The following is a 19,387-nucleotide window of genomic DNA, read 5'->3' on the forward strand; positions in this document are numbered from 1 at the left end:
GTCTCGTGTTTGCCAATCTGCTGATCATTCTGGCGTCGTCCCTGGTGATGATTGCCCTGTTCCGACGCCTGCGCCTGCCGCCTGTGCTGGGTTACCTGTGCGTGGGCTTGATGGTCGGGCCGAAGGCATTCGACTGGATCAATGAAAGCGAACATCTGCCGGATCTTGCCGAACTGGGCGTGGTGTTTCTGCTGTTTTCCCTGGGGCTGGAGTTCTCCCTGTCGAAAATGATTGCCCTGCGCCAGGTGGTTTTCCGTCTGGGCAGCCAGCAAGTGATGATCACCACACTCCTGCTGGGAGGCGTGCTTATGTTGCTGGGCATGCCCGCCACACCAGCCTTGCTGCTGGGCGCCGGCCTCTCGCTATCATCCACGGCGATTGTGACCAAGGAGCTGGGCAGTCTCGGCGAAATCTTCAGCAGCCACGGCCAGAACGCGGTAGGCGTCCTGTTGTTCCAGGACGTGGTGGCCGTGTTGCTGTTGACGCTGGTGCCGGTATTTGCCGGGAGCAGTGATCAGGCCTGGTACTGGGCGCTGCCCCTGACCTTGTTGAAGACCGTATTGCTGTTCTTCGGTTTGTTGCTGGCCAGCCGCTGGCTGCTGCCCCGCCTGTTCCAGGAAGTCGCGGCGTCGCGCTCGGCGGAGCTGTTCGTGCTGCTGGCCCTGGTGATTGTGTTGCTGACGGCCTGGCTGACCCACCTGCTGGGCCTGTCTCCGGCCCTCGGCGCGTTCCTCGCGGGCATGCTGCTGGGCGAGAGCCATTACCGGCATCAGATCGAGGCCGATATCCGGCCGTTTCGCGACATTCTGCTGGGACTGTTTTTCGTCAGCATCGGCATGCTGATCGACCTGCAGCTGTTCGCCAGCCACAGCCTGCTGATTATCGGCATGACTCTGGGATTGCTGGTTATCAAAGGTCTGGTGGTGGCGCTGTTGGTGAAATGGCGCGGCAGCGACAGTGAAACGGCCTGGCGCAGCGGCCTCGCCCTCGCCCAGGGCGGTGAGTTCTGCTTCGCCCTGATGGCGCAGATGCAGCAGACCCGGCTGCTCCCAGCCGAACTCGGTGCTCTGCTGCTCGCCGCCACCTTCTGCTCGATGCTGCTGACGCCCCTGCTGTTACGCGCCGCTCCGCGCATCGCCGCCGCCCTGCACCGCAAACCCAATCAGGAAGCACAGATCGAGGAAATCAGTGCCCTCAATGCCGGGTTCGACGGGCATGTGGTGATCTGTGGTTACGGCCGCGTCGGCCAGTCGATCGGACGCTTCATGCGCAATGCCGGGCAATCCTACGTCGCGCTGGACAACGATCCGGTGCGAATTCAGGAAGCCGCCACCGCCGAGCGCGACGTCCACTACGGCGATTCAACCCGCGGCGATCTGCTGACCGCCGTCGGTTTGCTGCGCGCCAGGTTGCTGGTGATTGCTGTGGATCAAGCCGACGTGGCCCTGCGTGTTCTCAAGGAGGCTCGACGTCTCAACCCGACAGTGCCGATCCTGGTGCGCACCCGGGACGACAGCCAGTCGGCCGAGCTGAAAGCAGCCGGCGCCAGCGAAGTGGTGCCGGAACTGCTGGAGTCGAGCCTGATGCTCGGTTCCCATGCCCTGATCCTGCTGGGGTTTCCCGCGCACCGGGTGCAGGAGAAAGTCGATCAGGTGCGCATCGATCGTTATCGCCTGCTTCACGGCTTTTACCCCGGAGCCGACGATGAGGAAACCTAGTCCTGGCTCACCGCGCCGATCTTGTGCAGCGACAGGTCGGCGCCGTAGTACTCCTGTTCCTGGCTCAGGCGCAGACCATGCAGCGCCTTGATCGAACCGTAGACGGCGAAACCGCCGATCAGCGCCACCGCCACACCGAGGGCGGTGCCGATCAACTGGCTGATCAGGCTGACGCCGCCGAGTCCGCCCAACGTGGTCGAGCCGAAGATCCCGCAGGCAATGCCGCCCCACACGCCACACAGACCGTGCAACGGCCAGACACCCAGCACGTCATCGATGCGCCATTTGACCTGCGCCGCCGTAAAGCACCAGACAAACAGGGCGCCGGCAATCGCGCCGGTCACCAGCGCGCCGACCGGGTGCATCAGGTCGGAACCGGCACACACCGCCACCAGCCCGGCCAACGGGCCGTTGTGCAGGAAGCCCGGATCGTTGCGCCCGACGATCAACGCCGCCACCGTGCCGCCGACCATAGCCATCAGCGAGTTGACCGCCACCAGTCCGCTGACCCCTTGCAGGGTTTGCGCGCTCATCACGTTGAAGCCAAACCAGCCGACGATCAGGATCCACGACCCCAAGGCCAGAAACGGAATGCTCGAGGGCGCGAACGCCACCAGCCTGCCATCGCGATAGCGTCCGTTGCGCGGGCCGAGCAGCAACACCGCCGCCAGCGCCAGCCAGCCGCCCATGGCATGCACCACCACCGAACCCGCAAAATCATGGAAAGGGGCGCCGAACTGTGCGGTCAGCCAGGCTTGCAGACCGTAGTTGCCGTTCCAGATCATCCCTTCGAAAAACGGGTAGATGAACGCCACGATCAGCGCCGTGGCGCACAACTGCGGCACAAAACGCGCCCGCTCGGCGATGCCGCCGGAGATGATCGCCGGGATCGCCGCCGCAAAGGTCAGCAGGAAGAAAAACTTCACCAGTCCATAACCATGATCGGCACTGAGCACCGCCGCCGGATGCAAGAAGGTCACCCCGTACGAAAGCCAATAGCCTATAAAGAAATAAGCCAGCGTCGACACCGCAAAGTCACTGAGAATCTTCGACAGTGCGTTGACCTGGTTTTTCTGGCGAACCGTTCCGACCTCCAGAAATGCGAACCCGGCGTGCATGGCCAGCACCATGACCGCACCGATCAGAATGAACAACGTGTTGGAACTGTGAACCAGCGTGTCCACAGCGCTTTGCAGATTTTCCATGAGGAGGCAGACCCAAGGCTGAAAAAGGCACCAAAGCGGTTCATGCGCACATTTCATGCACCAAGTTGCGACTGCGCGATCACTGATCCGGTAGTCCGGTGAACCGCTTTGGCGCACAAGGTCGATGGGCTGACATGAACCCTCATCATCCGGGCCTTGCTCTGCCCGGTTTCGCGCCCGGCAACAGCGCACTGCCACCGGTCGACGCACCACGACACAGCAAAAGCTGTACCAAGCACTTGTACTGAACCTTCACACTTGGCTCATACTCGAACGCTTCAGAACACCGCTTCAGAACGCCACTTACGGAGATCCCCCATGGCCAGCATCAAGGCAAAGACTGCTCAAGAAATCCTGATGAACGACTTCCAGACTCTGGTCAGCGACACTGAACGCTTGCTGGAACACACCGCCACGCTGGCCGGTGATCAGGCTGACGAGCTGCGCGAACAGATCCACGAAAGCCTGCTGCGCGCACGGGAAACCCTGAAGCTGACCGAAGACACCCTGCGCGAGCGCGGTCAGGCTGCGGTCACCGCCACCGAGGAATATGTATCGGCCAACCCATGGCAATCGGTGGGCATCGCCGCCGGCGTCGGCTTTCTGATCGGCCTGCTGGCCACGCGGCGCTGATCATGTCGATCGGTGAATCCGGCCCGAACTCGGGCACCGCCTCCTCCACGCGTCGTCTGGGTGCTGCCGTTCTCGGCCTGCTGCACAGCCACGTCGAACTGTTCGGCATCGAACTGCAGGAACAGAAAGCACGCACCGTCAGCCTGTTGCTGTTCGCCGGCCTGGCGCTGGTGTTTGCGCTGCTGTTGCTGGTCGGCCTGTCGACCCTCGTACTGATCGTGTTCTGGGATACGTATCGCTTGGCTGCAATCATTGGTCTGTGCGTGTTCTACACCCTGGCGGCAATCTTTTGTGCGCTGCGTCTGAAGGCCGCAATCTTCGATGAATCCTCGCCCTTCCACGGCACGCTGGAAGAACTGGCCAATGACCGGGAGCGCCTGCTGCCATGAGCCTGCCTGAACTTCCGCACAACAGCTCACGCCGGGAAATGCGCAAGGCACTGATCCGTTTGCGCATGGAAATGCATCGTCAGGAAATCCGCCACGAAACCGGCCAGGTCCTGCAACCTCTGCAACGCATGCGTGGCATGACGCAAAACCTGCAAGGCGGTTTCGGCATCAAGCACGCGCCGTTGTGGGGCATGGCGGCTGTGACGCTACTGGGTTTCATCACAGGTAAAGGGGCAAAGAGCGGTGGCGTCGGCGGTTTGACCCGACTGATCCGCCTGGGCAGCAGCCTCGCTCCGCTGATCAAGCTGGTCATGCAGAGTTCGAGCAAGCGCTGATCCCCTCGCATCTGGCTGCATTCTTGCAATACCGGCGGGATTGAATCTCTTATCCGGAGGTTCAATCCCGCTTGCCTATCCGGCCGGCAGAATTCAACCAGAACAAGAACGACAAGGAGGCCCCGTGATCGACGGGCAACCGCTCGCCTGCTTTCAACCGTTCATCGATACCGCCACCGGACGCATTGCAGGGGTCGAGGCACTGGGTCGACTGCGCCAGGCCGATGGCCAACTGGCGTCGGTCGGACCGCTGTTCGCCGACCCGCGCACGCCTGCCATCGCACTGCGCCGAATGGACCGGCAAATCCGCGACAACGCGCTGAGCCGACTGCACGAAGCGCCGCCGGACTGGTTTCTCAGCCTGAACATGTCACCGCGCTGGATCAGTCGCTTGCGGGCCGACCAGGCACTGCCGAGCCTGAAACAGCTCGCCCGGCATGGTATCGACCCGCAACGGATTGTTTTCGAGATCACCGAACTCGGCGGTAACAGTCAGCGCCTGAGCGAAGTCGTGGCACGCTATCGCGATGCCGGCGCCCGGATCGCCATCGACGATTTTGGCGCCGGTTATTCGCAGCTCGATCGAGTGCTGGCGCTGCAACCGGACATTCTCAAACTCGACATGCGCCTGTTCCAGGCTGCGGCACTTGGCGGGCCGAGCAGTGATGTGGTCAAGGCCCTCGCGCAAATGGCCGAAAAAACCGGCTGCTGGATCATTGCCGAAGGCGTGGAAACTGCGGCGCAACTCAATTTCGCTCTGGAGTGCGGTTCGCGTTACGTGCAGGGTTTTCTGTTCGCCCGGGCGCAGGAGGCGTTTTTCGGTGCGGATGACTTCGTCGAGTGCTTTGCCGAGCTGCGCCAGTCTTACGTGCGCCAGAAACTGGCCGAACGCAGCAAGCTGATGTTCATGCGCCAGCAACTCAGCGAACTCATGACCATCCTGCAAACCTGGGCCCAGGCCCGCGCCCCGCTCAGTGCCCTGCCGCAACTCGACGCCTTTCCCTGGCTGCTGCGCTTTTATCAGTGCGACCGTCACGGCACCCAACTGACGCCGAATCTGGAATGGCGACAAAGCGGCTGGGTAGCCGACAACCGCTACCTGGGCCACAACTGGTCGTGGCGCCCTTACTTCTATCACCTGCTGGCCGAGGGCTGGGAGGAACGGCGCCTGACCCTTTCCAACACCTATCGCGATGCCACCAGCAACCAGTATTGCCTGACTGCCGGGCAGTTCTTCGATAACGGCGAGCGCCTGCTGCTGATCGACATCGATGCCGCGGGGCTGTAGTTGCGCTTGCAGATGCCAGCCTGAACCGGGAAGCTAGGGAATCAGTCACCAGACGGAGAGAATCAGCCTTGGATTGGCATACCCTGCTCAACCGCGAACGTCTCGGCAAACCGTTGCACAGCCCGCAGGAACTTGGCCGCAGCCCGTTCCATAAAGACCATGACCGCATCATTTTCTCCGGCGCCTTCCGCCGCCTGGGGCGCAAGACCCAGGTGCATCCGGTGTCGAGCAACGATCACATTCACACGCGCCTGACCCACTCGCTGGAAGTCAGTTGCGTCGGCCGTTCGCTGGGCATGCGTGTCGGCGAAACCCTGCGCCGCGCTCTACCCGAATGGTGCGAGCCGAGCGATCTGGGCATGGTGGTTCAATCGGCCTGCCTGGCGCACGACATCGGCAACCCGCCGTTCGGCCATTCCGGGGAGGACGCGATCCGTCACTGGTTCCAGCAGGCTGCGGGGCGCGGGTGGCTGGATGCGATGAGTGACGCCGAACGCGGTGACTTCCTGAACTTTGAAGGCAATGCGCAGGGCTTCCGGGTGCTCACGCAACTGGAGTATCACCAGTTCGACGGCGGCACCCGACTGACCTACGCCACCCTCGGCACCTATCTGAAGTACCCGTGGACGGCCCGTCACGCCGACTCCCTCGGTTACAAGAAGCACAAGTTCGGCTGCTACCAGAGCGAGCTGCCGTTGCTGGAGCAGATCGCCCATAAGCTGGGTCTGCCGCAGCTGGAAGAGCAGCGTTGGGCGCGCCATCCGCTGGTGTATCTGATGGAGGCCGCAGACGACATCTGCTACGCCCTGATCGATCTGGAAGACGGCCTGGAAATGGAGCTGCTGGAGTACGCCGAAGTCGAGTCGCTGCTGCTCGGTCTGGTCGGCGATGATCTGCCGGAAACCTATCGCCAGCTCGGCCCGCAGGATTCGCGCCGGCGCAAACTGGCGATCTTGCGCGGCAAAGCCATCGAGCACCTGACCAACGCCGCCGCCCGGGCCTTCGTCGAACAACAGGACGCATTGCTGGCCGGTACGCTGTCGGGGGATCTGGTGGAACACATGCACGGCCCGGCCAAGCGTTGCGTGTTGAACGCCAAGGACATCGCCCGCAAGAAAATCTTCCAGGACAAGCGCAAGACCCTCCACGAGATCGGCGCCTATACGACCCTGGAGATTTTGCTCAACGCCTTCTGTGGTGCCGCCCTGGAACAGCACAATGGCCGCACGCCATCGTTCAAGAGCCGCCGGATTCTCGATTTGCTGGGCAACAACGCGCCGGACCCGCACGGTCCTCTGCACGCGTCGTTCCTGCGCATGATCGACTTCATCGCCGGCATGACCGACAGCTACGCCAGTGACATGGCGCTGGAAATGACCGGGCGCTCCAGCCCTTGACGCCTGCCGCCCGACCGATCTGCAAGGGGATCGGTCGGGCGTGGTGAGGCGCAAGCGAAACTACAAACCCTTCTTCTGGTACTTGTTCAGGAAGCTCAAAGTCAAAAGCAGCAACACTCAATTCAGCCTCATCCCTTTAAATCCCGCCGGCATCTATAAACTTATTCAAGAACAAACTTTGAACATCTCACGTCCCTACCTACGTCAAACCCAGTTAACACGTAGTCTGATTCCTCTATATTTGTAGGATTTCTCCTAGATTGCCACTACCCCCCCGTCAGTTCATGCGAGCGTTCATTCATCTGAGCTAAGGTTCGCCCTTTATTTGCGCTCGTATGGGATTTGATTATGAACTCCGTTTTTATTGTCGACGATCACCCGGTCATCCGCCTTGCCGTTCGAATGCTGCTGGAACATGAAGGTTATAAAGTCGTTGGAGAAACCGATAACGGTGTCGATGCCATGCAGATGGTTCGCGAATGCATGCCCGACCTGATCATTCTCGACATCAGCATTCCCAAGCTCGATGGCCTGGAAGTCCTGGCCCGCTTCAACGCCATGAGTTCGCCCTTCAAGACGCTGGTATTGACTGCGCAATGCCCGACCCTGTTCGGCATTCGTTGCATGCAGTCAGGTGCATCGGGTTATGTCTGCAAACAGGAAGACCTGAGCGAACTGGTCAGTGCGATCAAGGCTGTCCTTTCCGGCTACAACTATTTTCCCAGCCAGGCCTTGAACCCTGTTCGTCACGATGACGTGCGTTATGCAGAACTGGAACTCTTCAAATCCGTCAATGACCGGGAACTTATGGTCTTGCAACTCTTTGCCCAGGGCCGCACGAACAAGGAAATTGCAAAAGGCATGTTTCTCAGTAACAAAACTGTAAGCACTTATAAAAAACGACTGATGCAAAAACTCAAAGCCAAGTCTCTCGTAGAACTTATCGAAATGGCCAAACGTAACGCACTCGTGTGAGAGTCAACATGTCCAGCCGTTTAATGAGTTTTCTGATTGCATGGAGTGCATGTCTGGGTTTCTGCACCTCTTCAACCGCCGCATCACCCGCCTCGCAAGACTTCACCCTGCTTGGTCGGTCGGCCGACCGGTCGGTGCAGGCTTTGTTCGACCCATCGCAGGTGGCGTGGGCACACACTCGCAATGAGTTGATTCTGGGGACTTCCGCTCCAGACTATCCGCCCTTCGACATGACAGCCAGCGGGCACGACTACGAAGGTTTCACGGCGGATTACGCCGTACTCGTTGGTCAGGCGATCGGTCTGCCGATTAGAGTCAAACGTTTCGCCTCGCGGGAAGCCGCCATACGGGCATTGATCGACGGTCACATCGACATGCTCGGCACCGCCAACGGATTTGAAGCAGAGAACGCCGATATCGTGCTGTCGAGGCCCTACGCCATCGATCAACCGGTGCTTGTGACGCGCGAGGGCGAAACCCGAACACTGACCGAAGGCCTGGCAGGCATGCGGCTGAGCATGCTGTATCACTACTTGCCGCTGGACGATGTCAAGGCGATGTATCCCAAAGCGCTCATCACCTCCTATCCGTCCTATCAGAACGCAATCAATGCGGTAGCGTTCGATCAGGCAGACGTGTTTCTCGGTGACACCATTTCCACCCACTACATGATCAGCAAGGGATACCTGAACAACATTCGCATGGCCAATTTCGGCAAGCACGAGGCCCACGGTTTCAGCTTTGCCGTGCATCGCAACAATCCACAGCTGCTCGCCATCATCGATACCGTGCTCAAGGCCGTACCGGGCAGCGAGCGCGAAAACATCGCCAAGCGCTGGAGTGTCGGCAGCGACACACTTCTGACCGACCAGAAATTGCAACTGACCAAACGTGAAGAGCAATGGCTGAAAAAACATTCGGTCGTGAGGGTAGTGGTCAACGAAGCGTTCGCACCTCTGACGTTCTTTGACAGTGACGGCAATTTTCGCGGCATCAGCGCCGACTTGCTCGAACTCATCCGGTTGCGCACCGGACTGCGCTTCGAAATCCGCCGCAGCCGCAGTGACGCCGAAATGATCAAGCAGGTCGAGCATCACCAGGCTGACCTGATCGCAGCCCTGCTGCCTACCGCCCAGCGCGAGGAAACCCTGAACTTCAGCCGCCCCTACCTGGAAAATTCATACGTACTGTTGACCCGAAAGGCCGCCGACAGTCCCACGCACCTTGGGCAACTCAAACGCAAGCGTCTGGCGATCGCTCAGGGCAATCCGATGATCGAATACCTGCGCAGCGAGTTTCCACGCATTCAACTGATCGAAACGCCAGATACCTTCAGTGCCGTGGCGCTGCTTGACGAAGGCCAGGTCGAAGGCGCAGTGAACTCCCTGGTCATCGCAAACTACTTCATTGCATCGCGAACCTTCGAACATCCCCTGCAGATCACCACCACCATCGGCACCCGACAGGCGGCGTTCTCACTGGCGACTGCGCGGGACAACACAGAACTGAGCTCGATCATCGACAAGTCACTGATGAGCATCACGCCCGAAGAACTGGGCATCATCAACGGGCGCTGGCGTGGCTACTCAAGTGTTTCGCAAGGCACCTGGCGCCAATACCAGCGCTTTTTCTATCAGGTGATCGGCGGCGCCTGCCTGCTGTTACTCCTGTCGCTGCTCTGGAATGCCTACATGCGCCGTCAGATCAAACAGCGCAAGGCAGCCGAACGGGCGTTGAATGACCAGTTGGAATTCATGGGTTCACTGGTCAACGGCACGCCCCACCCGATTTACGTGCGTGACCGACAGGGTCTTCTGCAAAGTTGCAACGACAGTTATCTCCAGGCGTTCAATGCCCGGCGCGAAGACGTCATCGGCAAAAGCGTGATGCAGGGTGCATTGAACAATGCTTTCGAGGCCCAGACATATCAGGCCGACTATCAACGGGTGATGGCGGAGGGCAGACCGCTGGTGCTTGACCGGCCGCTGCAGATCGGCAACCGGCAGCTGACGATCTATCACTGGATCCTGCCGTACCGGGACTCCAGCGGTGAAGTCCAGGGGATCATTGGCGGCTGGATCGACATCAGTGAACGCCGCGAACTGCTCGATGAACTCCGCGCAGCCAAGGAACGAGCAGACGATGCCAACCGGGCCAAGAGTACGTTTCTGGCGACCATGAGCCATGAGATCCGCACCCCGATGAACGCCGTGATCGGCATGCTCGAACTGACGCTCAAGCGCATGGATCAGAATCACCCGGATCGCTCCGGCATCGAAACGGCGTACCACTCGGCCAAGGACCTGCTGGGCCTGATCGGCGACATCCTGGACATTGCCCGCATCGAATCCGGGCGGCTGAGTTTGACCCCCGAGCGAATCAACCTGATCGATACCGTGGGCTCGGTGGTCAGAATCTTCGAAGGTCTCGCCCGGCAGAAGCAGCTCTCACTGGCGGTGTCCGTCTCTCCGCCTGAATTGAATGTCGATGTTCACCTCGACCCGCTGCGCTTCAAGCAGGTGTTGTCGAATCTGATCAGCAATGCCATCAAGTTCACCGAAGCAGGACACATCAGAATCACGCTGGATGTTCTACCCACGGATGATCCGGAACGCTCGATGGTGCAGTTGACCGTACAGGACAGCGGCATCGGGATCACGACGCAGGATCAGTCGCGTTTGTTCGAACCCTTTGCCCAAGCCGCCAACGGCGGGCAGCGAACCTTCAGCGGCGCAGGCCTGGGGCTGGTCATCAGCCGCAACCTGTGTGAAATGATGGGTGGAAAACTGCGGTTGAGCAGCCTGCCGGGAATCGGCACCCAAGTCAGTGTTTCGCTGCCGGTGGTCATCCTGCCTGCACAAGTGGCGAGAGCAGAGGACGAACCGAAGATTCAGGCATCCCTCATCCCGTTGACCGTTCTGGTGGTCGATGACCATCCTGCGAATCGGCTGCTGATGTGCCAGCAGCTGGAATACTTCGGCCATCGTTTCTGTATCGCCGAAGATGGCCAGCAAGGGCTGGAACAATGGAAGAACGGCGAATTCGATCTGGTCATCGCCGATTGCAACATGCCCGTCATGAACGGTTACGATCTGACCCGGGCCATTCGCAAGCACGAAACGCTCACCCGACGCCCTGCCTGCACGGTGCTGGGGTTCACCGCCAATGCCCAGCCGGAAGAGATCCTGCGCTGCAAACAGGCGGGCATGAACGACTGCCTGTTCAAACCCCTGAGCCTGAACAGCCTGAGCGAATGGGTCAACAGTGTTCAGCCGCTGTTCCGTGCGCCGGTGTTCAATCTGCAAGGCCTCACACTGCTCACCGGAGGCAACCCCTCCCAGACTCACCGCCTGCTCGCAGAGCTGCTCAACAGCAGTCGCCTTGACCGACAGGAATTGCAGGCCCTCTCCCTCACCCGGGATCCCCCCGCACTGGCCATCATCGCCCACAAGATCAAGGGGGCCGCACGCATTGTCCAGGCCTCGCGCCTGATCGACAGTTGCGAGGCGCTTGAACAGGCTTGTCAGCAAGCGCTGCCGGGGGATGAGATCGAGCGTCGCTGCCAGGCCAGCCGTCTCGCCATCCTGGAACTGGAGCAGGCACTGGAACAGCAACTGAACCGGATCAGTCAAAGCAAAGTGACCCGGGCTTAACTATGCTTGGACGCTGAGCAGTGTGCTTACCTACACGGAGAGTCCGCAATGCCCAGCCCACTGCGCCCGGAACAACGCCGGTTTCCGCTGCATGTGCACATCAGCGTCATGTTCACCTTTTTGCTTTTGCTCACCGGGGTGGTGCTGGGTCTGTTCAACTATCGGCAGACCACGCAGATCATCCTGTCGAGCAGCGAAAAGCTGTTCAACCGCATCGAGCAGGATGTGCGCCTCGATCTGCAGGCCACCTATGAACCGATCAGACACCTGCTGAGCCTGCTGGCGGACAATCCCGCCGCCCGCTCTTCCGGCCTCGAACCACGCCTGGCGCTGCTCAAGCCGTTCAGCCAGTCCCTGACGGACAATCCGGATCTGGCCTCGCTGTACCTGGGGTATGGCAACGGCGACTTCTTCATGGTTCGTCCTTTGCGCACGCCGGCGCTGAAAACCCTGCTCAAGGCACCGGACGCAGCGGCGTTTCAGGTCTGGAGCATCGAACATGACGCCAGCGGTCAGGCGCATTCGCAGTCGCTGTTCTTCGACCAGGCACTGTCCCCGGTCGGCCGGCAGGACAACCCCGACGATCCTTATGATCCCCGCAGCCGAGCGTGGTACATCAACGCACGGCAGCAGACCGAACAGATCACTACCGAACCCTACGTCTTTTTTTCCACCCATAACGTCGGCACGACGCTGGCCCGGCGCAGCGGTGATGGCGCAGTGATCGGCGCCGACCTGACCCTTGATGCACTCTCCGCAACCCTGATCAAACACGTGGTGACGCCGGCCACGGAAATCGTCCTGTTCGATGCCGATGGCAACGCCGTGGCCTACCCCGACAGCAGCCGGCTGATCGTCGATGACCGAACGGCGCGTCTGGCCAAGGCTGCCGACTTGAGCCCCGCCCTTGACGCCTTGTTGTCCGGCCATCAGGGCAATCGACTCAAGGCCGACGGCCGGCTATGGATCGTCGCCCGCAGCCAGTTGCAGGAAGGCGGGCCGAAAGGTTTGCAAATGGCGTTGCTGGTGCCGGAGGACGAGTTGCTGGTCGACGCCTATCGCATGCGCTGGCAGGGCGCGTTGATCACGCTGGCTACTCTGCTGCTATGCCTGCCGCTCGGGTGGCTGATCTCGCGAATTCTGGTCAAACCGCTACACGCACTGGTCAAGGAAGCCGATGCGATCCGCAGTTTCGATTTCAATTTTCCCGTGACCCGTCGATCGCTGGTACTGGAGATTGACCAGTTGAGCCTGTCGATGGCGCGCATGAAGGACACCCTGGCCAGCTTCTTTCGGATCACCGACAGCCTGACTGCTGAAACCCGCTTCGAACCGCTGCTGCAGCGGGCCCTGTTCGAGACCGTGCAGATCGCCCAGGCTCAGGCGGGCCTGATCTATCTGCGGGAAAACGACGGCAATCGCATGGAGCCCTACGGACTGGTGGTCGATGGCGCCTCTCAAGCCCTGACCGCGTTCGACATTCAGGGACGCAACCTTGACGCTACTCAGGGGCCCGAATGGTTTCGGCAATTGGCGAGCGCCGACACAGTCGTGAGCAATCTGGGCTTCGAACAGGCCACCGATCTGCGCAAAGTGCTGCTGGCCATGGCGTCACCGAGGGTTCATCTGATCGGTATCCGTTTGCATAACCGGCACAACGAAACCGTCGGCCTGCTGGTGCTGCTGATCAATGACAGCGGCACGGCGAGTGATCTGGAAAAGCTGCGGCCCGACCGCATCGCCTTCCTGCAAGCAGTGTCCGGGGCGGCGGCGGTGAGTATAGAGAGCCAGCGCCTGCAAGCCCGGCAGAAACAATTGCTGGACGCGTTCATTCAATTGCTGGCCGGCGCCATCGATGCCAAGAGCCCTTATACCGGCGGGCATTGCCAGCGCGTGCCGGAACTGACCCTGATGCTCGCCCAGGCCGCTGCAGCCAGTCAGGCGCCGGCCTTCAGCGCTTACCAGCCGAACGAAGATGAATGGGAGGCCTTGCACATCGCCGCGTGGCTACACGATTGCGGCAAAGTCACGACCCCGGAATACGTGGTCGACAAAGCCACCAAACTGGAAACCCTGAACGATCGCCTGCACGAAATCCGCACCCGCTTCGAAGTGCTCAAGCGCGACGCCTGGGTCAGCTACTGGCAAGCCCTGGCCATGGGCGGCGAAGAGCGGCAACTGGCCGATCTGCGCGACGCAACCCTGACAGCGCTGGATGATGATTTTGCATTCGTCGCCCACTGCAATCTGGGCAGTGAAGCGATGGCCGAGGCCGACCTGCAACGTCTGCAAGGCATCGCCCGACGTACCTGGACGCGCACGCTGGATGATCGGCTGGGCCTGTCATGGGAAGAGAACCGGCGTCAGGCACGCACCCCGGCACCGCACTTGCCGGTCACCGAACCGTTGCTGGCAGACAAGCCGGAGCATCTGCTGGAACGCGCCGAAGGCGAGTTGATTCCGGAGGACAATCCGTGGGGATTCAAGCTCGACGTGCCGCCCTACAAATACAATCGCGGCGAGCTGTACAACCTGAGCATCCCCCGGGGCACGCTGACCCGCGAAGAACGCTACATCATCAACCACCACATGGTGCAGACGATCCTGATGCTCAGTCATCTGCCCTTCCCCGGGCATTTGAACAGCGTCGCGGAAATCGCCGGCGGGCATCACGAAAAGATGGATGGCACCGGTTATCCCAAGCGCCTGAAACGCGAGGACATGAGCCTGCCGGCGCGCATGATAGCGATTGCCGATATATTCGAAGCCCTGACCGCCGCCGACCGTCCATACAAGAAGGCCAAGTCCCTCAGTGAGGCGCTGGGGATCATGGCCACCATGTGCCGTGAAGCGCACATCGATGCCGAGTTGTTCGAGCTGTTCATCCGCGATGGCGTGTATCTGCAGTACGCCACACGGTTTCTCGATCCACGGCAGATCGATGCCGTGGACCCGGCGGCCGTGCTGCTCAAGGCAGGCCTGGCGGCGTGATCAGCAGTCGGTCAGGCGCAGGAAAATCGCCGCCAGTTGTTCGATCCCGGCCTGATCGTCGGCACCGAAACGCGCGAGCTTCGGGCTGTCGAGGTCGAGCACGCCGATCAGACGGCCGTCCTTGACCAACGGCACGACCAGTTCGCTGTTCGACGCACTGTCGCAAGCGATATGGCCAGGAAACGCATGAACGTCTTCGACCCGTTGTGTCTGCAGGCTGGCAGCCGCCGCGCCGCACACACCGCGACCGAACGGAATGCGCACGCAGGCGATCTGGCCCTGGAACGGACCGAGCACCAGCTCTTCGTTGCGATTGAGGTAGAAACCGGCCCAGTTCAGGTCATCGAGCTGGTTGAACAGGAACGCCGAAAACTGTGCGGCGTTGGCGATGAAATCGCGTTCGTCCGCCAGCAGCGACTCCAGTTGCGCGGCCAACATGCCATAACCTTCGAGGCCTTGGCCGCTCTGTTGCAAATCAATCATGCCTTGTGCTCCAACAATTTCAGTCCCACCCAGTAACGGGCGAATTGGTGAGCGCAACGTCCGTTGCGGTTGCCACGGCCGGTTGCCCAGCGCACGGCGAGGATGTCCAGTTGTTCGTCGCGCTGCCAGTCCAGACCGGCCTTGGCGGCCAACTGGCCGATCCAGTGCTCGACGACGTTGAGGAAATGTTCCTGGGTAAACGGATAGAACGACAGCCACAGGCCGAAGCGATCCGACAGCGCGATCTTGTCTTCCACCGCTTCGCTCGGATGCAGCTCACCATCGACGCGCTTCCAGTTTTCGTTGTCGCTCTCCTTTTCCGGCACCAGATGACGACGGTTGGAGGTGGCGTAAAGCAACACGTTGTCCGGCGCCTGTTCGAGCGAGCCGTCCAGCACGCTTTTCAGTACGCGGTAGTCGCCTTCGCCGGACTCGAACGAGAGGTCGTCGCAGAACAGCACAAAACGCTGCGGCAGCTTGGCGATCTGCGCCACCACCCTTGGCAGGTCCGCCAGGTGATCGCGCTCGATTTCGATCAGACGCAAACCGGCCTTGGCGTGTTCAGCCAGCAGCGCGCGGACCAGCGACGATTTACCGGTACCGCGCGAACCCCACAGCAGCGCATGGTTGGCCGGCATGCCGTCGAGAAATTGCTGAGTGTTGCGGCCCAGTTGCTCCAGCTGGCGGTCGACGCCGATCAAGTCCGACAGGCGCATGTCGAGGCTGACTTCCAGCGGCAGCAGATAACCGCTGCGCCCGTCACGCTGCCAGCGTGCGGCGAGGCAGGTGCCCCAGTCGATGACCGGGCGTGGAGCCGGCAATAGCGGTTCGATCCGCGCCAGAACCGACTCGGCGCGCTCAAGAAAAGCATTCAATCGGGAATCCACGTCTTCTCCTCGGGCTCGTTCACAGTGATGATGGCGGTGCAGCAAAGACAGACAGCGTCCGAAACCTGTCCCGGGCCTTGTTACAAGGCGCTTCGGGAACCCCGGAATCCGTGCATGATCGACTATGCTTGAGCAGCGAAGGGAAACGGAAGTGGTTCAACACCCCATGGATATCAAATTCACCCACCGGCTGTCGTACAAACAGGCGCGGCTTACCGTGCTGGTCGGGTTCATTCTGGGCACGCTGCTCAGCCTGCTGCAAATCGGCATCGATTATGCCAGTGAAGACGCGTCCATCAACCGTGAAATCCTGTCTTTGCTGGAAATCAGCCATAACCCGGCCTCACGCATCGCCTACAACATCGATGCCGAACTGGCGCAGGAGCTGACCCTGGGCCTGCTGCGCTCGCCGGCCATCATTTCTGCAAGACTCACCGATAACAACCAGACCGTATTGGCCAGCGTCAAACGTCCGGAGCTGCAAAGCGGCTACCGGATGATCAGCGACTTCCTGTTTGGCGCCAAACGTCAGTTCGAAGACCGTCTTTATCTCGATCACTTGCCCAACGAATCCCTCGGCACCCTGAGCCTGGAAGTCGATACCTTCGCCTTTGGCAGCCGCTTTCTGCGCCGCGCGGAAGTCACGCTGCTCAACGGTTTCGCCCGCAGCCTGATCCTGACCGGGATCCTGCTCGCGCTGTTCTACGTGATGCTGACCAAACCCCTGGTGCGAGTGATCCGTGAACTCAGCGGCCGCGACCCGCGCAGTGCCGAGCCGACCACCCTGGAATGTCCGGGCGGGCACGCCAATGACGAGATCGGCGTGCTGGTCAAAGTTGCCAATCAGCAGTTCGAGAACATCGCCACGGAAATCCAGCAACGGCGCAATGCGGAAAACCGTCTCACCGACTACCTCGCACAACTCGAAGACATCGTCTCGGCGCGTACCGCCGAGCTCAAGGCGATCAACGCGCGACTCAGCCAGTCCAACCAGGAACTGGAAGTGGCCCGTAGTACGGCACTGGACATGGCCGAGGCTCGCTCGGCATTCCTCGCCAACATGAGCCATGAGATCCGTACCCCGCTCAACGGCTTGCTGGGAATGATCGCTCTGTCGCTCGATGGTCCGCTCAACGCCGAACAGCAGCAACAACTGTCCATCGCCCACGACTCCGGCAAGGTATTGGTGGAATTGCTCAACGACATTCTCGACCTGTCCAAATTCGATGCCGGGCAGCTGGAGCTCGAACACATTCCCTTCGATCTCGGCTCACTGATCGAAGACACTGCCAACCTGCTGTCGCAAAACGCGGCGCCGAGTGTGGAACTGACCTGCCTGATCGATCCGCACTTCCCGGCGCTGGTGCTTGGCGATCCGACCCGGGTCAGGCAAATCGTCAGCAACCTGCTGTCCAATGCCCTGAAATTCACTCGTTTCGGCCGGGTCGATGTGCGTTTGTCCACCTGGAAGGACGGCGTCCGGATCGAGGTCTGCGACACCGGCATCGGCATCGCCCAGGAAGCGCAGGTGAAGATTTTCCAGCCGTTTACCCAGGCGGGTGCCGGGATCACTCGCCAGTACGGCGGCACCGGGCTCGGTCTGGCACTGACCTATAACCTGTGCGAAGCCATGCAGGGGCGTCTGACCATCAGTTCCGAAGTGGGTTTCGGCAGTCAGTTCTGCGCTGAGCTGCCACTGCCCTGCCACACCCGCGCGGTGATTCCACCCCCGTTGCACGGAAAGGTGCTGGCGATCACCAACGCGGTCAGCGGGCTGGCGGAGCTGCTGGAAAGCCTGCTGCCGGTCTGGGGGCTGACCTACGAACAGCGAACCCTCGACGACCCGCTGCTCGGCCTGTCCCCCGACGTCATCATCACCGATTGCCCCGAATGCCTGTTCGGTCTGCGTCCGGCGATGACGGCGCCGATTCTGCTGGTGACGGCTTATGGCAGTTTCATGCCGGGTGAAGAAGCCACTGCCCTTGCCCCATTGCAGCAGCAGGCTCGACCGCTGGCCCGCAACGCGCTGTATCAGAATCTGCGTCGGACACTGCAGCCGGACCTCACCACCATCGACCGCGCACGCCTCGAAAGCGTGCCGTCGCAGCGGCGCGGTCGGGTACTGCTGGTGGAGGACAACCCGGTCAATCAACTGGTGGCCAAGGGCATGCTGGGCAAACTCGGCTGCGATGTGGTGGTTGCCGCCCATGGCGTGGAGGCGCTGGATCAGTTGGAACACGACGAGTTCGATCTGGTACTGATGGACTGCAACATGCCGGTGATGGACGGTTACGAAGCCAGCCGCCAGATTCGTCAAAGCGGACGCTGGCCGCATCTGCCGATCGTCGCCCTGACCGCCAACGCCATGTCCGAGGAGCGCGAACGTTGCCGGGCGGCGGGCATGAGCGACTATCTGGCCAAGCCGTTCCGTCGTGAAGAATTGGCGGCGCTGCTGGACCAGTGGATTCCGACTACGACAGTGCTTTGATCTGCCCCAGCAAGTGATCAAGACCGCTACGCAAGTCATTGAGCCGGTCCAGATCAACCCCGCTGTCGCACAACAGCCGCGCCTTCAACGGCCCGACCTGTTCACGCAGCGCCTGCCCTTGCCGCGTAAGGCTCAGATGAACTTCACGCTCGTCCCGGGCCGAGCGCTGACGCTGAACCAGTTGCAGTTGCTCCAATCGCTTGAGCAGCGGCGTCAGCGTGCCGGAGTCCAGTGCCAGACGCTCACCCAGCGCCTTGACTGTCGGTTGCTCCGGCGCAGTTTGCTGCCATTCCCACAACACCAGCATTGCCAGATATTGCGGATAGGTCAGGCCGAGCTGATCGAGCATCGGTTTGTAGGCACGGATCACCGCCCGCGATGCGGCGTACAACTTGAAGCACAGCTGACTGTCGAGTTTCAGCGAATCGGCGGACAGGTTGTTCATTTGAGCAGGGCTTCGATCTCACGGCTCAGATCCTGCGGCTTGGTGGCCGGGGCGAAGCGCTTGACCAACTGGCCGTCCTTGCCGATCAGGAATTTGGTGAAGTTCCACTTGATGCCCTGGGAGCCCAGCACGCCCGGCGCGCGCTTCTTCAACTGCACGAACAGCGGGTGCGCGCCGGTACCGTTGACTTCGATCTTCTTGAACAGCGGGAAGCTGACACCGTAGTTCAGCTCGCAGAACTCGCTGATGGCGCCTTCGTTGCCCGGCTCCTGCTTGCCGAACTGATTGCACGGAAAACCCAGCACCACCAGGCCCTGATCCTTGTAGGTCTGCCACAGTTCCTCAAGGCCTTTGTACTGCGGAGTGAAACCGCATTTGCTGGCGGTATTAACCACCAGCACCGCCTTGCCGGCGAAATCGGCGAGGGTCTTCTGCTCGCCCTTGATGGTGGTGCACGGAATATTCAGCAGGTTATCGCTCATGGTGCGCACTCTTGAAAA

The 19,387-nt window shown here is 60.8% G+C and carries 15 protein-coding genes; 10 read left to right on the forward strand and 5 right to left on the reverse strand.

What is annotated here, in order from left to right; translation table 11 throughout:
* Positions 1-5 precede the first annotated feature (5 nt).
* Positions 6-1,718: a cation:proton antiporter gene (locus tag JKA62_RS00320; protein WP_011335278.1), complete on the forward strand. Its 1,713-nt coding sequence runs from the start codon at positions 6-8 to the stop codon at positions 1,716-1,718.
* On the opposite strand, the gene JKA62_RS00325 is transcribed toward JKA62_RS00320, so the two are convergent.
* Entirely contained in the window at positions 1,715-2,923 is a 1,209-nt protein-coding gene (locus JKA62_RS00325; RefSeq protein WP_201815703.1) for an ammonium transporter, read from the reverse strand. The two genes, JKA62_RS00320 and JKA62_RS00325, sit on opposite strands and share 4 nt — an antisense overlap.
* Before the next feature lie 318 nt (positions 2,924-3,241).
* Between JKA62_RS00325 and JKA62_RS00330 the strand changes: the two genes are divergently transcribed.
* From JKA62_RS00330 to JKA62_RS00365, 8 genes are all read left to right on the forward strand, one after another.
* On the forward strand, positions 3,242-3,556 hold the full coding sequence (locus JKA62_RS00330) for a DUF883 family protein (protein WP_007955729.1): 315 nt from the start codon (positions 3,242-3,244) through the stop codon (positions 3,554-3,556).
* A 2-nt stretch (positions 3,557-3,558) separates the two neighbouring features.
* Positions 3,559-3,945, forward strand: a complete 387-nt coding sequence (locus tag JKA62_RS00335) for a phage holin family protein (RefSeq protein WP_011335280.1) — start codon at positions 3,559-3,561, stop codon at positions 3,943-3,945.
* Complete coding sequence (locus tag JKA62_RS00340; protein WP_011335281.1) at positions 3,942-4,280, forward strand: hypothetical protein; 339 nt, start codon at positions 3,942-3,944, stop codon at positions 4,278-4,280. The genes JKA62_RS00335 and JKA62_RS00340 overlap by 4 nt, the downstream gene beginning before the upstream one ends.
* A 124-nt stretch (positions 4,281-4,404) precedes the next feature.
* Positions 4,405-5,568: an EAL domain-containing protein gene (locus JKA62_RS00345; protein ID WP_011335282.1), complete on the forward strand. Its 1,164-nt coding sequence runs from the start codon at positions 4,405-4,407 to the stop codon at positions 5,566-5,568.
* Positions 5,569-5,636: 68 nt separating this feature from the next.
* A complete protein-coding gene (locus tag JKA62_RS00350) occupies positions 5,637-6,965 on the forward strand; it encodes a deoxyguanosinetriphosphate triphosphohydrolase (protein WP_011335283.1) in 1,329 nt (442 codons plus the stop codon).
* Positions 6,966-7,313: 348 nt separating this feature from the next.
* On the forward strand, positions 7,314-7,940 hold the full coding sequence (locus JKA62_RS00355) for a response regulator transcription factor (protein WP_011335284.1): 627 nt from the start codon (positions 7,314-7,316) through the stop codon (positions 7,938-7,940).
* A gap of 8 nt (positions 7,941-7,948) precedes the next feature.
* Positions 7,949-11,593 carry a transporter substrate-binding domain-containing protein gene (locus JKA62_RS00360; protein ID WP_201815705.1) on the forward strand — a complete coding sequence of 1,215 codons (3,645 nt, stop codon included), beginning with the start codon at positions 7,949-7,951 and terminating at the stop codon, positions 11,591-11,593.
* A 48-nt stretch (positions 11,594-11,641) separates the two neighbouring features.
* Entirely contained in the window at positions 11,642-14,584 is a 2,943-nt protein-coding gene (locus tag JKA62_RS00365; protein ID WP_201815707.1) for an HD domain-containing phosphohydrolase, read from the forward strand.
* On the opposite strand, the gene JKA62_RS00370 is transcribed toward JKA62_RS00365, so the two are convergent.
* Both JKA62_RS00370 and JKA62_RS00375 read right to left on the reverse strand, forming a co-directional pair.
* A complete protein-coding gene (locus tag JKA62_RS00370; RefSeq protein ID WP_011335287.1) occupies positions 14,585-15,067 on the reverse strand; it encodes a GAF domain-containing protein in 483 nt (160 codons plus the stop codon).
* Entirely contained in the window at positions 15,064-15,954 is an 891-nt protein-coding gene (locus JKA62_RS00375) for an ATP-binding protein (RefSeq protein ID WP_201815709.1), read from the reverse strand. The genes JKA62_RS00370 and JKA62_RS00375 overlap by 4 nt, the downstream gene beginning before the upstream one ends.
* Before the next feature lie 166 nt (positions 15,955-16,120).
* Here JKA62_RS00375 and JKA62_RS00380 point away from each other — a divergent pair, with 166 nt between their 5' ends.
* Positions 16,121-18,442: a hybrid sensor histidine kinase/response regulator gene (locus tag JKA62_RS00380; RefSeq protein ID WP_201815711.1), complete on the forward strand. Its 2,322-nt coding sequence runs from the start codon at positions 16,121-16,123 to the stop codon at positions 18,440-18,442.
* Here the strand turns inward: JKA62_RS00380 and JKA62_RS00385 are convergent.
* Complete coding sequence (locus tag JKA62_RS00385; protein WP_011335289.1) at positions 18,426-18,887, reverse strand: MarR family winged helix-turn-helix transcriptional regulator; 462 nt, start codon at positions 18,885-18,887, stop codon at positions 18,426-18,428. The genes JKA62_RS00380 and JKA62_RS00385 overlap by 17 nt on opposite strands.
* Positions 18,884-19,369, reverse strand: coding sequence for a glutathione peroxidase (locus JKA62_RS00390; protein WP_011335290.1), 486 nt, complete (start codon positions 19,367-19,369; stop codon positions 18,884-18,886). The genes JKA62_RS00385 and JKA62_RS00390 overlap by 4 nt, the downstream gene beginning before the upstream one ends.
* Positions 19,370-19,387: the final 18 nt, after the last annotated feature.

It is taken from the genome of Pseudomonas sp. B7 (assembly GCF_016735645.1).
GTDB lineage: Bacteria > Pseudomonadota > Gammaproteobacteria > Pseudomonadales > Pseudomonadaceae > Aquipseudomonas > Aquipseudomonas glycinae.

Excerpts from the sequence above, each read along its gene's own strand:
- JKA62_RS00325 (WP_201815703.1), bottom strand. The coding sequence starts at position 2,923 with ATGGAAAATCTGCAAAGCGCTGTGGACACGCTGGTTCACAGTTCCAAC.
- JKA62_RS00330 (WP_007955729.1), top strand. The coding sequence starts at position 3,242 with ATGGCCAGCATCAAGGCAAAGACTGCTCAAGAAATCCTGATGAACGAC.
- JKA62_RS00335 (WP_011335280.1), top strand. The coding sequence starts at position 3,559 with ATGTCGATCGGTGAATCCGGCCCGAACTCGGGCACCGCCTCCTCCACG.
- JKA62_RS00340 (WP_011335281.1), top strand. The coding sequence starts at position 3,942 with ATGAGCCTGCCTGAACTTCCGCACAACAGCTCACGCCGGGAAATGCGC.
- JKA62_RS00355 (WP_011335284.1), top strand. The coding sequence starts at position 7,314 with ATGAACTCCGTTTTTATTGTCGACGATCACCCGGTCATCCGCCTTGCC.
- JKA62_RS00360 (WP_201815705.1), top strand. The coding sequence starts at position 7,949 with ATGTCCAGCCGTTTAATGAGTTTTCTGATTGCATGGAGTGCATGTCTG.
- JKA62_RS00365 (WP_201815707.1), top strand. The coding sequence starts at position 11,642 with ATGCCCAGCCCACTGCGCCCGGAACAACGCCGGTTTCCGCTGCATGTG.
- JKA62_RS00370 (WP_011335287.1), bottom strand. The coding sequence starts at position 15,067 with ATGATTGATTTGCAACAGAGCGGCCAAGGCCTCGAAGGTTATGGCATG.
- JKA62_RS00380 (WP_201815711.1), top strand. The coding sequence starts at position 16,121 with ATGGATATCAAATTCACCCACCGGCTGTCGTACAAACAGGCGCGGCTT.
- JKA62_RS00385 (WP_011335289.1), bottom strand. The coding sequence starts at position 18,887 with ATGAACAACCTGTCCGCCGATTCGCTGAAACTCGACAGTCAGCTGTGC.
- JKA62_RS00390 (WP_011335290.1), bottom strand. The coding sequence starts at position 19,369 with ATGAGCGATAACCTGCTGAATATTCCGTGCACCACCATCAAGGGCGAG.